This window comes from Pseudarthrobacter naphthalenicus, assembly GCF_029076445.1.
Taxonomy (GTDB): Bacteria; Actinomycetota; Actinomycetes; order Actinomycetales; family Micrococcaceae; genus Arthrobacter; species Arthrobacter naphthalenicus.
Window position 1 is genome coordinate 1 of record NZ_JARESG010000041.1, and the last position, 14,853, is coordinate 14,853.

Sequence of the window (14,853 nt, forward strand, 5' to 3'; positions counted from 1 at the left end):
TGGGGGCGGTGGTGGGTGCTGTGTCATCCAGGGTCTCGGTCATGTCGATTCCTTTCGGTAAGAATTGCGGGTTTAGATGCTGTTGAAGGCTTTGAAGGAGTCCGCTCCGGAGAACCAGCCGGATTCCAGTGAGTCACCGCTGTGGTGCCAGTGGCTCGAGCCGGTCAGGGGTCCGATTTCGCGGAATTTCCCGCCAAAGAAAAGCAGGGGTTCGCGGTTTGTTACCTCGAGCTTTTGGACTTCGCCGATGACGATGATGTGGTCGCCGCCGTCGTAGATCGCCCAGGGTGTGCATTCCAGGGTCGCCTTGTTTTCCAGCAGGATCGGAACGTTTCCGTCCAGGGCCCAGGCCGGCTCGTAGGACAGTGGTTTGCCCGCGAAGTGCCAGGCAACGTCCAACTGGTCCTGGGAGAGGATGTTGATGGCGAAGGGGGCTCCGTCAAGGTACTGCGCGGCCCGCGAGGTGCGGGTGAGCGTCACCTGGGCGAGCGGCGGGTCCAGTGACACCGCGGTGAAGGCGTTCACCGTAGCGCCGTGCGGGACGCCGTCGTCGGACCGGCAGGTCACAACGGTGACGCCGGTGGCGAACTGGCCGAAAGCGTTCCGCAACTCGCGCGGGTCGACGGGGAATGCTTCCTGAGTCATTTCCCTCACTCCTCCGGGTCCAGAACGAAGTTGTAGGTGACTTCACGCCCGACGCCATCGGCGCGGTTAGTCGGGGCAAGCACCAGTTCCGGCTTCACAGCCGAAGCGATATCATCCGCCACGTGTTCGTCACCCTCGAAGTACAGCTGGGTGGTGATGAGCTGATGCCCCGGCGCCGATACTTTGAGGTGCAGGTGGGCCGGGCGCCACGCGTGCCAACCAGCCGCGGCGATGAGCTGTCCGCAGGCACCGTCCGTAGGGATCTGGTACGGCGCGGGCTGCATGGTGTTGATCTGGAAGTTGCCGTCCTGGTCCGCCACCACAGTTCGGCGAAGATTCCATTCCGGCAGGCCAGGCGCGAACTGCGAGTAGAAGCCCAGATCGTCTGCATGCCAGATCTCGATGCTGGCGCCGGGAAGGGTCTGGCCGGCAACATTGGTGACATGCCCCTGGAAGAGGAGAGGGGTGCCGGGTTCATCGTCACGCATCGGAAGTGTTGCCGGGGAGTGCTGCTCGGGCGAGCCCGGAAGGTAGTACGGTCCCTCGATGGTTCCCTTGGAGCCGTGCCGGTCCGCATTGGCCACTTCCTCGACCGAGTGCTCAACCCAGACGTCAAGGAACAGCGGCCACTCGCCGTCTTCGCCGACCTTAATGAGCCAGGCTTTCAGGGCGTTGTATTCGTCATAGCTGACCTCTTCTTCCAGCACAGTGTCGTTGATGGCTTTGATGACGCGGCCGGCAATCTTGCTGACGCGTTCCTGGTTGGTGGCCGCGGCGAAGTGCTTGTTCTCGCGGAAGCGGGCGGTTGCGCCTGCACCTGAAGCGGCGGCGGTTGCCTGGGTTTCTACTGTCATGATGACTCCTTTGTCGGTACATCCTGTGTGCGTGCGCGGACTCCGTGATTCCTCAGCCCCACTTTGGGCCCCGCACCAGTTGGGCAGTCGGTCGTCAGCGGCCCAGACCGGCGGGGGCGAGAACGGCTTCGGCTTCCTCTGAGAAGTGGCCGGAATCGTTCTTATCAATGCTCAGGATTTCGGATAGCACAGCAGAGAGCGCCGTTTCCGGATCCTGAACCATGGCGTGGGCGCGCCAGCCGATGTGCTTGTCCGGGCGGACCAGGATGACGCCGTCCTCTTCTATTTCGCGCTGGCGGAGCCAATCCCCGTAAAGGTCCTGGACCTCCCGGCCTTCACCGATCACCACTGCCTTCAGCTCGACGCCCAAGCGATCGGCAACTCTGGCCGCGGCGTCTGCCCATGCTTCACCGGTGATCCCGGTAAAAATGGTGAAACCCGTGCCCTTGGCAATGTCGTGGGTCGAGTACTTGGACTTTGCGTTTCCCAGCCAGGCGTGTGGCAGCCGGAGGCCAGGGAATGTGGACTTCTGGTGATGCAACAGCTCATCCTCTGTCAGCGCTGGCCGCTCCCCGCCGTCGCTCACTACAGCCGTTGACTCATAGAACTGACCGATCTCCGTGCCCTGTGCGTTGAACTCGTAGTCTTTCGCGTCGAGTGCGGCGCGCAGTGCCGTGCGGCGGTTGGCACCTTCGGGCGAGTTTTCCTTGCGCAGCTGAAGTTTTTCGGTGAATTCCTGATCCGTTATGGCGTCCGTGACCCCCAGGGCGTCAAAGATAGGCTTGTAATCGCGGCTGGACTGGTTGGCCCGGTTAACTATCTGCTTAGCCACGGGGGCGCGTTCGGTGGAGTAGGTTTCCAGCAGTTCGGGACCGGCCTGGCCCTTGATGACGGCGGCCAGCTTCCAGGCCAGGTTGTAGGAATCCTGAATGGACGTGTTGGAGCCGAGTCCGTGGCTCGGCGGGTGCTTGTGGATGGCGTCTCCTGCACAGAAGACGCGGCCCTTCTGCAGGTGGGTGGCCCATTGTTCGTTGTTGCCCCACAGCGAGTAGCCCAGGATTTCGACGTCAAGGTCCGCTACGCCCACCAGGTTCCGGATGATCCGGATTGCTTCGTCCTTGTCCAGGACCGGCGGCTCACCATTGATGTCGAAGCCCCAGCAGATCAGCCACTCATTCCACGGGCGGACCATCCGGATCAGGCCGGCGCCGAGGCCGCCGATATTTGAGCCCGGGTTGAACACCCAGTACAGGACTGACGGGCGGTGCTGCACGAGGGGGGTCAGGTCCGCCTTGAACGTGATGTTCATGGAACCACCGATATCCATCAGCCCCTCCATGGGAAGGTCGATATCGGCGGCCACCTTTGAGCGCGCACCATCGGCACCGATGAGGTACTTCGCCCGGATCGTGTACTCGTGTCCGGTGAGACGGTTCAACACCTGTACGCTGACGCCGTCTGCGTCCTGAGTGTGGGACAGGTATTCAGTGGAAAACTGGACCTGTGTGCCACGCATCGCCGCGTTTTTGACCATGATCGGTTCCAGCAGGGTCTGCGGAATATCGCACGGCATTGATGCCGACGCGAGTTCGTAGTCGGCCCGCCGATCGGGACGCGTTCCCCAGGTAGGGCGGCGGCCAATTTCCTCGCCGGCGAGGGATTCACAATAGACCGTGTCACCCATGAGTTCGTGCGGTGTTGCCTCGGCCAGGACCTGGTCCTCGATGCCGGCGTCGCGCAGCACTTCCATGGTGCGCTGGTTGGTGATGTGGGCGCGGGGCGTGTTCGCGGTCCAGCGGTACTTGGTGATCATGATGTTGGGGATACCCTGGTTGGAGAGGAACAGGGATGCTGAGCTGCCGGCGGGGCCGGAGCCCACAATCAGCACGTCCGTAGTGACGATGCCGGTACCTTCCGGGCGGGCAGTGGCGGTGATTCCGTCATTGAAAACTGGCATGACAACCTCCGTTGGTTGTGGTTGGACACTTTGGCCGGCGCCGGGCTTTGCGGTGGTGATGAAGCCGGACCGCGCCTTCCCAAGAAGTGTTGCAGATCACTACCGCCCTTGGACGCGGTCGGCGCTGATGCGTCCGGCGGGTGCTAAAAAGCGTCGGCGCAGTACTAAAAGACCCGTTCCAGCTGCGGGCTACTCCAGCGCTACGCCTGCCCTGGCTGCTTTGCGCGTCTGTAGTGGCGTGGCGTTGAATCGCTCTTTATAGGCACGGGCGAAGTAGTTCTGCGACAGAAAACCGACCCTCGCGGCGATCTCGCCAATGCTCAAGCCGTCCGCAGCCGGCGAAGCCAGAAGATCCTGGCCGCGGTCCAGCCGCAGCCCCAGCACATATCGTCCCGGCGTGAGGCCCGCAGCCGCGAAGGCCCGCCCTAGCTGCCGCTCACTGATGCCAAGGGCGGCAGCCACCTCCGCCGTCGAAAGTTCCGGATCGCCGTGATGCCGTTCTAGGTATCCTCTGGCAGCTGCCAGATAACCGGCGTCACTGCCGGCGTTGCCGCCTGAAGCGATAGAGCGGAATAGTTCAATGACGGCATCCTCGGCGTCGTCCGTCGGCTGCTCGACCGCCAGCGCTGCCCGGATCCGCCGGGCGAGCTCCTGCCCATGAGGGCCCGCGCCCGGTCCGAAATCGAACCGCACCGGTCGCTTGAGGGCAGTCCCCCCGGACAGCTCCAGGAATAGCGACCGGGGAACGGTAAGGACAAGCTCCTGAAGCCCTTGCGCGAAACCGCGCATGAACGGCAAGTCTGCATCGTACATGATGGCTTGGCCCGGTTTCAGGGACTCGTGGCCGCCCCGGTGGTAAAAGAACGCATCACCGGCCAGGGCGAAGAAAACCGCCACCATATCGGTGGGGTTCTGCCGGATAAACGATTCCGAACGCTCCACAATCTGGGCAGTCCCTTGCACGTGGGCAAGACGCAGGGACGGGAACTGGAGATTCACTTCAGCCGCCTGCAGCGGGGACTCGTCGATGGTCCGGATATCGAGCGAAATCAAGGCCTTGGCGTTATGGCCCTCCCACAGCTGGACACGGTTGACGGGCGCGATGCCCTGCGTGGTGAACCGAAAGGCGCGAGGCGGGGCGGGCAGATCATTCTGCTGACTGGCCATAATCCGTCAATTCTAGTCTGTCCTAGCTAGCTATAGGTCGTGTCAAGTGCTTGTGCGGGACATCACGGTGCACGCCCCCCGGGTTCGCGTGGGGGCGTTGGACGTGTGTGTGGCGGCTGGCGGTTTGTTGGCTGGACCGGCATGGTTCCGGGGGGCGCCCACGCTGACTTATGCGACCTCGGCAATTCACCGGGTCATCTGGCGTCGTACGGGCTGCGGCCAGGGGCGAAGGGCCGGGCGCCATGCTAGAAGCGGCGTAACGCGTGAGCGTCCGCCATAGCCGAGTCGGCGTCTGGTCCGGCCCTTCGTCGGTTCCAGCGTCTCACCGCCGTCCGGAGTTGTGAAGTGGTAGGTGGAGCCACCTCCTCCTTCAATCCAGGATGTGGACGGGGGGCCTTCCGGATGGCCCTATTGTGTGCCGCGGCTTGTCGCTGTCAACGTCGTTCGTCCTCGCTGCGCTGCGGGCGCTCCACGTTGAATGCTCCTTGCGCCGACAGCGCGAGCGGCCGTTATCCGGCAAGGCCAGCGCGTGTTCACTTCCAGCGGGCGGGATCGTAGTCGGCCTGGTCCCGAACCATGGCGTAGGCGACCCGGGTGGCGCGGTGTGCCATCGCGCAGGCGATCACCCCGCCTTTCTTGCCCCGCGTTTTGAGCGTGGCCGCGTAGGCCCTGCTGGGTGCGTCATTGAACCAAAGCCCCATCCCAAGATCGATCAGAGCGCGGCGTAACGCCACACTGCCCTCCCTGCTAATGGATCCGTCGCGCCGTTTGACTGCCGACTCATACTGGGCCGGCGACAAACCCGACGCCCGGTAGATCTGTGACGGCCCGGGCCGTCGGTGCGGGTCACCCAGGGCTCCACCATAGTTGCCTGCGCGAACCACACCCCAGCCCGGGGTAGTGGTGAGCGTCGCGAACGGGCTCAGCGGCAGCAACCGGGCGAACTCGGGCTCGGCCGCGCCGATCTGCGCGGACAATTCCGTCAGCAGTGCCAGATCGGCGGCCCAGAACCTGTCGGGCAACCGCTGCGTCCATGGTCGTCAGCGCATCGCGGGCGGCAGCAACCAGTCGATCGGCCAGCGGCCGGCGGACCTGGAGCCCGCGCACGGCCGCGAACCGGATGAACCGGCCCGCGCCCAGCGCTGCCAGCCGCTTCGGGTCAGCGAATTCTACTGCGATGAGACGTCCCACTTTCGTGCCGAGGACATCGGGCAATGCCAGCGTCAGCCCGGGGAAGGCCCAGGCTGGTCTGGATGGAGCCGAGGGTGGAGTTGTTCGCGCAAATCCGAAGGGAAGCCCGGGTCGAGGGCCTCTCGGTCCGTGCGCTGGCAGTCCGGCACGGGGTTCACCGAAGAACAGTGCGGCAGGCTCTGGAATCAGCCGCCCCTCCGGAACGCAAACCGCGACAGGGGGTGGCCTGGCGGCTGGAGCCGTTCAAAGCGGTGATCGATGCCATGTTGGTCGAGGACACGACAGCGCCGCGGAAGCAGCGCCATACTGCCCGCAGGATCCTTGCCCGGCTCATCGAAGAATACGGAGCGAGGGAATTGTCGTATTCGACCGTGCGTGACTACGTGCGGCTCCGCCGGGCCCAGATCGATCTTGAAGCCGGCGCAGAGTGGAGGTATTCGTCCCGCAGGAACACGCCCCGGGCGTTGAGGCCGAGGTGGATTTCGGCGAAGTCTGGGTGGTGCTGAACGGGGTCAAGACGAAGTACCACCTGTTCGTCTTCCGGCTCTCTCACTCGGGTAAGGCCATCCATAGGATTTACCCGACCAGGCCCAGGAAGCTTTCCTGGAAGGCCACATCGAAGCGGTCCAGGTCCTCGGCGGCATCCCGGCCAAGCAGCGAACCGGGCCGGGGTGCCGCCGATGATGCCGTAGGAGACGGGTAGGCCCAGCTTTCCGGCACGGGCAGAGGAGGGGGCGCTGCCACCGATGCCGAGCCAGATCGGGAGCTGTCCGCGGACCGGGCGGGGAACCACCGCGAGGGGCTTCACCGGTGCTGAGGACATTCACGGAACTTCCGAGCCGTATCTGCCTGGTTGTCCCGGCGGCGGCGGCAATCACCGCCCCGGGGATAAGGCGGGCATGTCTGTCGTGTGGTGTTCGCCCACGCCGAAGTAGTCCAGCCCGGTCCGGCCTGCCAGGACAATCGCCTCGAAGAGGTCGCCAATCGCCTCCGCGGTCGAGCGAAGAATCCCGTCGGGATTGCGCTGTGTATCGCCGAAGCTGTAGACACCAAGTTTCATGATTGCCTTAGTCCTTTGATTCTGGGGCTACTTGCCGGCCAAGAGGCGTTCGACGCGGGGCTTGACCTCGGTGGCCAGCAGGATCAGGGATTCCAGAAAGTGCTCCTGGGGCAGGCCACCGATGTCCATCTGCAGGAAGTGGCGCATGTGCCCCATGTGGCCGTGCAGGTCCACGATGCGCTGGGCGATTTCGTCGGGGTCTCCGACGTAGTACGCGCCGGGGAACTCCGCCTGGGCCAGGAACCGGCGCTTGTCAGGGGCGGGCCAGCCGCGGAGTTTGCCCATTACGATGTTGAGGTTGTACCAGCCGGGGTAGAAGCGTTCCATGGCTTCCTTCTTGGTCGGGGCGATCAGCCCCAGGGCTGCGACGGAGACCTTGATATTCTCTCCGGTGTGCCCGGCCTGCTCCGCGGAAGCGCGGTAGAGGTCTGCCAGCGTGGCGAACCTGGCGGGGGCTCCGCCGATGATGCCGTAGGAGATGGGCAGGCCCAGCTTTCCGGCGCGGACCGAGGACGGGGCGCTGCCGCCGGTGGCCACCCAGACAGGCAGGGAGCCGTTGACCGGCCGTGGCACGACGGCCAGCTCGTCGAGTGAAGGCCGGACGGTCCCGGACCAGGTCACGTTTTCGGTCTTGCTGTTGTTGATGGTCATCAGCAGGTCCAGTTTTTCGGCGTAGAGCCGGTCGTAGTCGTTCAGGTCGTAGCCGAAGAGCGGGAACGTCTCCACCGAGGATCCGCGGCCGGCGGTGATTTCCACCCGGCCGCCGCCGGAGACGGCGTCGGCGATGGCGAACTGCTGGAACACCCGCACCGGGTCGTCGGTGCTGATGATGCTCGCGCCGCTGCCGAGCTTGATCTGCTTCGTTGCCGCCGCGGCGGCGGCGATCACGGTACCCGGCGATGACGCGGGCATGTCCAGGGTGTGGTGTTCGCCGACCCCGAAGTAATCCAGCCCGTTCTGGTCGGCCAGGACGATCGCCTCGAAGAGGTTGCGGATGGCCTCGGCGGTGGGCCGGAGGCTCCCGTCGGGGTTGCGTTGGGTGTCGCCGAAGCTGTAGGCGCCCAGTTCCATGATGTTCTCCTGTGTGCAGTGCTGTGTGGTTGTTGAATGCAGGGTTCAGGCGCGGGCGGGTTCGCGGTCCGCGGTCCGCGGCCAAGATGGAGCGCAGCTGGTCTGCGGTGTGGCTGCCGTTGAAAATCTCGGTGCCGGGCTGGAAGGCCCATCCGGATTCGAGCGGACCCGCATCCACCGGATCATAGCCGAAGCGGTCGATGAAATCGGCCACGATGGCCTTCGCCTCGACGCTGGCGCCGGCCAGGGCCAGGGCGCGCCGGCCTTCGGCGCCCGGTTTTCGGCCGTCTTCTTCGAGGTCGTGGTAGCCGATGTGGTTTAGCGTCTTCACGATGTCCGAGCCGGAGAGGTAGGCCTCCACAATTTCGCTGCTCGACCTGACATCGTTCTCGAAGTCGTCGATCTCCCCGTCGACCGGCGCCCAATAGTTCATCGCGTCGATGACCGTCCGGCCGGCCAGAAGATCCGGGTCGAGGGTGCGGTGCTTGTGCAGGGGAACAGCCACGACGACGATGTCCGCCGCCGCCGCTTCGGCGGACGTGACGGCCACCGCGCCGGGGGTGATGATCTCCACCAGCAGAGCGATTTCGTCTGCCGGCTTGAGGTTGCGATCTTCACGTCGTAGCCGGCTTTGAGAGCCTGGCGAGCGACGGCGGTTCCGACCCTGCCGGCCCCGAGTATTCCAATCGTCCAGGCCTCTGCCGGCCGGTGCTGCGCATCGCTCATACTGCTGGTCCTCGCTGATCAATATATGTTGTGTAACAGACTATATTCCCCACAGAACATCTGCGCAACTTCACGCTTGAGGGTATAATGTGTTCATGACCGAAAGCACACAGACCCGCCCCGGGACCACGACGGCAGCCGTTCCGGGCGACCTGGGATGGCATCTGGCACTGGTGCTGCGCGGCTACCAGACCCGCTTCGAGGGCGCTGTCGCCGAGATGCCGGCCGGCATCCGCGGCTTCCAGGTGCTCTCCGCCGTCGTGCACAAAGATCCGCCGAACCAGCAGGCCCTCGGGGCACACCTGGTCATCGACAGGACCGTGCTGACCTACCTGCTCGATACCCTCGTGGACGCCGGCGTCGTCCAACGCATCCCGGATCCGGCAGACCGCAGGGCGCGGAAAATCATCGCTACAGCAGCCGGACGGCGGATGCTCGCCGCCTACGAGGATCGCGTCGCGGCAGCAGAGGCCGACCTCCTTGCCGGAATGGCAGAAGACGAAGCCCGGACCCTCGGCGCACTGATCAGTCAGCTGGCAAGGGCTGTTCACCGCGCCCAGCCCGGAACCAGCCCCTGCGAAGCGATGGACAATCTTGTCTAGGGCAGGCGCCTCCGCCATGCCGGGCGCATGGTCCCTTTGCTCGATGGCGGGATTGGCGTTCGCACCTCAAATCGAGCTTCTCCTGAGCCGCCGCTCGTAGTCGTTCGGATCCCGACATGACCGCGCGGCAGTCGGCCGCGTGGGCCTTCTGGTCGCATCGCTGCGGCGGCCGGGAGCGTGCCGTCGAGTGCGGGCATCCCCAGGCGGATGCGCCCGCTAAGGCCTAGGCGGACCCCCCCCAGCCCCCGCCTGCCAACTGGCTGGCCGGTCCCAAAAAACTGCCCGCGGACGCGGCTAACGAGTCGGTCGGGCCGGTGTCCGGTCTCAGTCAAGTTGGCAACACCGACCTGGGGTTTTGCCAGGTGCATTGAGACGGATCCGGGGCCAGCCGTCTCACTTGAGTTAGCAATTCCGTACTTGTCTCACGGACTGCGCCGGCCCTGCTGGTACTCTCACGGCCCGATTCTTGGCGGTGGGTGGTGCGGTCAGGGCTGCGTTCGCCACACTCCGCGCCGACAACGGCATCAGCGGACAGCAAAGCGTTGATCATGGTCTGCAGCAGATACCGCATCAGATCCGGGGACGCGTCGGTCAGGGCATCGCCGAACACGGTCGCGGGTCGACAATATGGGGAACGGTCATCGTGTTGATGCCTTTCGAGTGGGATGTGAGAGTTTCCTCGAAGGATCACACGGTGACCGCCTTCACGTCAGCAACGACGCCAGACAACCACCGTGGCGTTACACCACTATGCGGGTTGCAGATCGCCTGGATATCGAGCTCAAGGCCGTGGTGATCGGTGAAGGCCGTGAGGTCATGACACCGTCCTCCTCGATTTCGCACTGGCGGAGCCAATCCCCGTAAAGGTCCTGGCATCCTGGTCCGCCCGGACAAGCACATCGGCTGGCGCGCCCATTCCCTGGATCAGGATCCAGAAGCGGCGCTCTCTGCTGTGCTCTCCGAAATGCTGAGCGTTAACAAGAAAGTTCTGGCCGCTTCGCAGAGGAAGCCGAAGCCGTTCTTGCACCCGCGGTTTTAGTCGCTGACTGTGACAGTCTTGGCGGCAGAGATGCAACGGGTGCGGAATCAGGCTCCCGCCGCGGTGCTGCCGTGGCGGGAGGCCAGCTAAACACCCTCCAGCTGACACAGGTCCTGATCGACTCAGGAATTGCTGCCAGCTACGGCGACCACCAAAGCCGCGACCGCCGACAGCCGGGTTATGGGCATGCGATGCCAACACTTGAAGGGGTGGCTACGGCGCGATTAGGACCCAATAGATCCTAGTTACGGATAAATAGGTATTTATTTTTACGAATACCGGCTCTTAGGCTTGTTTCATGGCAGTGCGCCAGTAGACCTACTGAGAGGCCTCAATGGAGACGCGACATCTCAAGTACTTCATCGCCGTTGCGGAAGAACGGCATTTCGGCAAGGCGGCGGCCAGGCTGCATATGGCCCAGCCCCCGCTGTCCCAGCAGATCCGGCAGCTGGAGGAACAGCTGGGCACACCCCTCCTGGTTCGGACCACGCGGAAGGTGGAGCTAACACCGGCGGGGCAGGTCCTGCTGGACCGGGGGCGTGTGCTGCTGCAGGAGTTGGAAGTGCTCGAATCCGATGTGCGGCAGGTTGGCGACGGCGCCATCGGGGTGCTGCGTGTGGGCTTCACGGGCACGGCAACGTACCGCTTGATGCCACTCATCGTCCAGGCCGCGCGACGCAGCATGCCCGGACTCCGCATTACGGTTCAGGGCGAGATGCTGACGCCGCAGATGGAAGCTGCGCTTGAGGAGGGCAGGCTCGATGCGGCCGTTCTCCGCCCGCCCGTCCACTCGGGAGGCCTCGCCCTGAAGCTTTTGGAGCAGGACCAGCTGGTTGCAGCATTGCCGGCGGACTCCCCGTTTGCCGAGAAGGGGACCCTGGAGTTGGCTGCACTCTCGGAGGAAGGCTTCATCAGTTATCCCGGTTATTCTGCGGTCAACAGCATCTTTGTTGACGCCTGTCGGGGTGCCGGATTCCAGCCCAAGCTGGTCCAGGAGGCCAAGGAGACTTCCACCCTGCTCTCCCTTGTTGCCGCAGGCATGGGGATCGCGCTGGTTCCCATGACGTCGCGGATGTTCTCCTTTCAAGGTGTCGTTTTCCGTCCGTTGCGTAATCCGCCGCCGGTGGACCTGGCCGTGGCCTGGAGCAGGGGCAGCGAGACTCCACTTCTGGAAAGTTTTCTGGCACTTTTTGATTCCCTCCCCGGTTCCCACACCGCTTCAGAAGCCCAAGGACTGACTCCATGAAAATCGAACTCATCGAAGCGATCCCGTATGCCATCCCGTATGCGCGGCCGCTGAAGTTCGCCAGCGGCGAGGTGACCACCGCCGATCACGTCCTGATCCGGATCCACACTGACAACGGCATCATGGGCGTCGCGGACACTCCTCCCAGGCCCTACACCTACGGCGAGACCCAGGACTCGATCGTCTCGGTAGTCACCAAGATCTTCGCGCCGCAGCTGATCGGCCTGGACCCCTTGGACAGGTCCAAGGTCCAGCAGATCCTGCGCCGGACGGTTCATAACCCCACGGCCAAAGGCGCCCTTGACATCGCGCTGTGGGACATCATCGGTATCTCGCTCGGCACGCCCGTACATAAGCTTTTGGGCGGCTTCACGGACCGTATGCGGGTCTGCCACATGCTGGGATTCAAGCCTGCTGCGGAACTTCTCGAAGAGGCACTGCGCTTCCGGGAGACCTATGGCATCAACACGTTCAAGCTGAAGACAGGGCGCCGGCCGCTTTCCCTCGACGTCGAAGCGAGCCAGGTCCTGCGGGACGGCTTGGGCGCGGACACGGAAATCTACCTTGACGCAAACCGTGGCTGGACAGCCAACGAAGCCATGGAGGTCCTGCGCCGCACGGAAGGCCTGGGTCTTTCCATGCTGGAGGAGCCATGCGATGCCGGCGAAGCCATGGGTCGGCGCCGCCTGGTCCAGCACTCCACCATCCCGATTGTCGGGGACGAAAGCGTGCCAACCCTCGGCGACGTATCCCGGGAGTTGTTATCCGGCGGGAGCAACGCCATCTGCATCAAAACTGCACGCAGTGGCTTTACCGAAGCCCAGCAGATCCTTGGCCTCTGCGAGGGGATGGGCGTGGACGTAACCATGGGCAATCAGATCGACACCCAGGTGGGCAGCCTCGCCACAGTGACATTCGGCGCGGCGTTCGAGGCCAGCTCACGACGGGCGGGGGAGCTCTCCAATTTCCTGGACATGACGGACGATCTCCTGGCCGAGCCTTTGGAGATCACCGGGGGCACCATCCGGGTCCGTGAGGTGCCCGGCGTCGGCGCTGTAGTCGATGCTGAAAAATTGACAAAGTACCGGCAGGACTGACCGGACACAACCGGCTTCCTGCCCTGACAGCTTGGAGAAACCGATGCTTTATCTGGTTCGAATGGACGTCAACCTTCCGTTGGACATGTCTCAGGAGAGGGCCGACGCCGTCAAGTCGCAGGAGCGGAAGTACTCCCAGCAGCTGCAGCGTGACGGCCGTTGGGTGCATCTGTGGCGTGTTGTGGGAGAGTACTCCAACTACTCGGTGTTTGACGTGTCGGATAACGACGAACTGCATGAACTGCTGTCCGGCCTCCCGCTTTTTCCATACATGGATATGAAGGTCACTCCGCTGGCCAAGCACCCCTCCGCCGTTGATTAACCCGGGCCTGGATCCGCCACATTCATATCCAGAAGCTTTCAATGAGCCCGAAATAAGTATTTCCTCTCACCCATTTACAGCCCTACGGTTAAACCATTACCCCATGTGACGCGGGACACCGCGACAGTACAGAGATACCAAGTCCGGAAACGCACACAGATGTATCGACAAAGGAGTCAGCATGACCACCGAAACAGAGGCCACCGCCGCCGCTTCAGGCGCAGGCGCAACCGCCCGCTTCCGCGAGAACAAGCAGTTCGCAGCTAACACCAGCCAGGAGCGAGTGAGCACTCTGGCCAACCGTGTGATCAAGGCGATCAACGACACCGTCTTGGACGAAAAGGTCACGTACGACGAGTACAATGCGTTCAAGGCGTGGCTCATCAGGGTCGGCGAGGACGGCGAATGGCCGCTGTTCCTGGACGTCTGGGTGGAGCACTCGATTGTAGAGGTTGCCGAGGCCAACCGGCATGGCTCCAAGGGAGCCATCGAGGGTCCCTACTACATTCCTAACGCCCCTGTCCTGAACAATCCGGCCACGCTGCCCATGCGCGAAGACGAGCCCGGTACTCCGCTGCTCTTCCAGGGCCAGGTGCGCAACGTCGCCGGCGAGCCTCTCGCTGGCGCACTGATCGAGCTGTGGCACGCTGATGACGCGGGCTTCTACTCCCAGTTCGCACCAGGGCTGCCGGAATGGAACCTCCGCGGCTCGATCATTGCCGATGAACAGGGTAACTTCCAGATCAACACCATGCAGCCGGCCCCGTATCAGATCCCCACTGACGGCGCTTGCGGCGCCCTCATCGCGGCAGCGGGATGGCATGCCTGGCGTCCGGCCCACCTGCACTTCAAGGTCTCCGCCGCGGAACACCAGCTGATCACCACCCAGCTGTACTTCGAGGGCGGCGAGCACGTTTCCGACGACATCGCCTCGGCCGTCAAGCCCGAACTCGTCCTCGCCCCCACGGAGCGTGCGGACAGACAGGGCCGCGAAGTCACGTACGATTTCATCCTTGACCCGCAGGACTAACCTCCAAAACTAATATAGGACTGACCACTAGAACAGTGTTCGGGCGCCCAGCAGCGGCGCACGCCAAGCCGGCCGGGGCGGAGTATCCGCCACCTGCCTTCCCCTTAACGGCCCGCCCTGATGCCGCATTGCCAAAATCAGTCCCGAACGAAGGAGGCGTCGATGACTCAGAAAACAGTCACGGCCCCGATCGACACCCGCGAACTCCGCCACGCATTCGGAACATTCGCCACCGGAGTCACCGTCGTAACCTGCCGATCCGAGGACGGCGTGCCGCACGGCGCTACGGTGAATGCCTTCACCGCGGTGTCTCTTGATCCGCCGCTCGCCCAGGTGACGCTGACCCGCACCTCGCGTGCCGCCCGGTACTTGGAGGGTGCACCGTTTGCCATCAACATCCTCTCCCTGGAGCAGATGGATGTGGCCCTGCATTTCGCAGGGAAAGTCATGGACGAGGAGCCGGAATGGACCCTGGACGGAGACGTTCCGGTGCTGACGAGGAACGCGGCCACGCTGGAATGCCGGCCGTGGAACATCTACGACGGCGGCGACCACATCATCGTGGTCGGAGAGGTTATCGCCATGGAAATTACGAAGCGCGACCCGCTGCTGTTCTTCGGTGGTAAGTTCCGCCACGTCGGATCGTTAGTTGAGGGTGCGCCGTGGGACCACTCCGGAGACGCTCCCGAGTCCGGCTGGTTCGCCGGCGCCAAATCCTTCAAACCCCTCAACGCTTTCTAAACGATCTTGAGGCCCATAGCTCGCACCTATTTTCCCTGAAAGGGACGATCATGACTGAAATTATTGACCAACCGGGCACCGGACCGTCGGATTCCCCGACGCCAT

The 14,853-nt window shown here is 63.6% G+C and carries 14 protein-coding genes and 3 pseudogenes; 8 read left to right on the forward strand and 9 right to left on the reverse strand.

Annotated elements, in window-relative coordinates; genetic code table 11:
* Positions 1–72 precede the first annotated feature (72 nt).
* From PY310_RS20485 to PY310_RS20505, 5 genes are all read right to left on the reverse strand, one after another.
* Positions 73–645, reverse strand: a complete 573-nt coding sequence (locus PY310_RS20485; protein ID WP_275216438.1) for a flavin reductase family protein — start codon at positions 643–645, stop codon at positions 73–75.
* A gap of 5 nt (positions 646–650) precedes the next feature.
* On the reverse strand, positions 651–1,499 hold the full coding sequence (gene catA / locus PY310_RS20490; RefSeq protein ID WP_275216440.1) for a catechol 1,2-dioxygenase: 849 nt from the start codon (positions 1,497–1,499) through the stop codon (positions 651–653).
* A 94-nt stretch (positions 1,500–1,593) separates the two neighbouring features.
* Positions 1,594–3,456 (reverse strand): FAD-dependent oxidoreductase, encoded by a 1,863-nt coding sequence (locus PY310_RS20495; protein ID WP_275216442.1) that lies wholly within the window; start codon positions 3,454–3,456, stop codon positions 1,594–1,596.
* Positions 3,457–3,645: 189 nt separating this feature from the next.
* A complete protein-coding gene (locus tag PY310_RS20500; RefSeq protein ID WP_275216444.1) occupies positions 3,646–4,623 on the reverse strand; it encodes a helix-turn-helix domain-containing protein in 978 nt (325 codons plus the stop codon).
* Positions 4,624–5,156: 533 nt separating this feature from the next.
* Positions 5,157–5,645: a transposase gene (locus PY310_RS20505; RefSeq protein ID WP_275216446.1), complete on the reverse strand. Its 489-nt coding sequence runs from the start codon at positions 5,643–5,645 to the stop codon at positions 5,157–5,159.
* A 231-nt stretch (positions 5,646–5,876) separates the two neighbouring features.
* Here PY310_RS20505 and PY310_RS20510 point away from each other — a divergent pair.
* Positions 5,877–6,468 (forward strand): annotated as a pseudogene (locus PY310_RS20510) (transposase); the annotation flags it as partial.
* 220 nt (positions 6,469–6,688) lie between these two features.
* Here PY310_RS20510 and PY310_RS20515 read toward each other — a convergent pair.
* Both PY310_RS20515 and PY310_RS20520 read right to left on the reverse strand, forming a co-directional pair.
* Positions 6,689–6,874, reverse strand: coding sequence for a hypothetical protein (locus tag PY310_RS20515; RefSeq protein WP_275216448.1), 186 nt, complete (start codon positions 6,872–6,874; stop codon positions 6,689–6,691).
* Between the two features lie 27 nt (positions 6,875–6,901).
* A complete protein-coding gene (locus tag PY310_RS20520; protein WP_275216450.1) occupies positions 6,902–7,945 on the reverse strand; it encodes an LLM class flavin-dependent oxidoreductase in 1,044 nt (347 codons plus the stop codon).
* A 109-nt stretch (positions 7,946–8,054) separates the two neighbouring features.
* On the opposite strand from PY310_RS20520, the gene PY310_RS20525 reads away from it, so the two are divergent.
* Complete coding sequence (locus PY310_RS20525) at positions 8,055–8,267, forward strand: hypothetical protein (protein WP_275216452.1); 213 nt, start codon at positions 8,055–8,057, stop codon at positions 8,265–8,267.
* A gap of 162 nt (positions 8,268–8,429) precedes the next feature.
* On the opposite strand, the pseudogene PY310_RS21735 reads toward PY310_RS20525, so the two are convergent.
* Positions 8,430–8,671: pseudogene (locus PY310_RS21735) on the reverse strand (NAD(P)-binding domain-containing protein); the annotation flags it as partial.
* Positions 8,672–8,766: 95 nt separating this feature from the next.
* On the opposite strand from PY310_RS21735, the gene PY310_RS20540 reads away from it, so the two are divergent.
* Complete coding sequence (locus tag PY310_RS20540; protein WP_275216454.1) at positions 8,767–9,273, forward strand: MarR family winged helix-turn-helix transcriptional regulator; 507 nt, start codon at positions 8,767–8,769, stop codon at positions 9,271–9,273.
* A 469-nt stretch (positions 9,274–9,742) separates the two neighbouring features.
* Here PY310_RS20540 and PY310_RS20545 read toward each other — a convergent pair.
* A pseudogene (locus PY310_RS20545) lies at positions 9,743–9,915 on the reverse strand (IS256 family transposase); the annotation flags it as partial.
* 731 nt (positions 9,916–10,646) lie between these two features.
* On the opposite strand from PY310_RS20545, the gene PY310_RS20550 reads away from it, so the two are divergent.
* The 5 genes from PY310_RS20550 (at position 10,647) to PY310_RS20570 (ending at position 14,748) form a co-directional block, all read left to right on the forward strand.
* Positions 10,647–11,558 carry a LysR substrate-binding domain-containing protein gene (locus PY310_RS20550; protein ID WP_275216456.1) on the forward strand — a complete coding sequence of 304 codons (912 nt, stop codon included), beginning with the start codon at positions 10,647–10,649 and terminating at the stop codon, positions 11,556–11,558.
* Positions 11,555–12,655 (forward strand): mandelate racemase/muconate lactonizing enzyme family protein, encoded by a 1,101-nt coding sequence (locus PY310_RS20555; RefSeq protein ID WP_275216458.1) that lies wholly within the window; start codon positions 11,555–11,557, stop codon positions 12,653–12,655. The genes PY310_RS20550 and PY310_RS20555 overlap by 4 nt, the downstream gene beginning before the upstream one ends.
* A 43-nt stretch (positions 12,656–12,698) precedes the next feature.
* On the forward strand, positions 12,699–12,977 hold the full coding sequence (gene catC, locus PY310_RS20560; protein WP_275216460.1) for a muconolactone Delta-isomerase: 279 nt from the start codon (positions 12,699–12,701) through the stop codon (positions 12,975–12,977).
* Positions 12,978–13,158: 181 nt separating this feature from the next.
* Positions 13,159–14,007: a catechol 1,2-dioxygenase gene (catA, locus tag PY310_RS20565; RefSeq protein WP_275216462.1), complete on the forward strand. Its 849-nt coding sequence runs from the start codon at positions 13,159–13,161 to the stop codon at positions 14,005–14,007.
* A 162-nt stretch (positions 14,008–14,169) separates the two neighbouring features.
* Positions 14,170–14,748 carry a flavin reductase family protein gene (locus PY310_RS20570; protein WP_275216464.1) on the forward strand — a complete coding sequence of 193 codons (579 nt, stop codon included), beginning with the start codon at positions 14,170–14,172 and terminating at the stop codon, positions 14,746–14,748.
* Positions 14,749–14,853 lie beyond the last annotated feature (105 nt).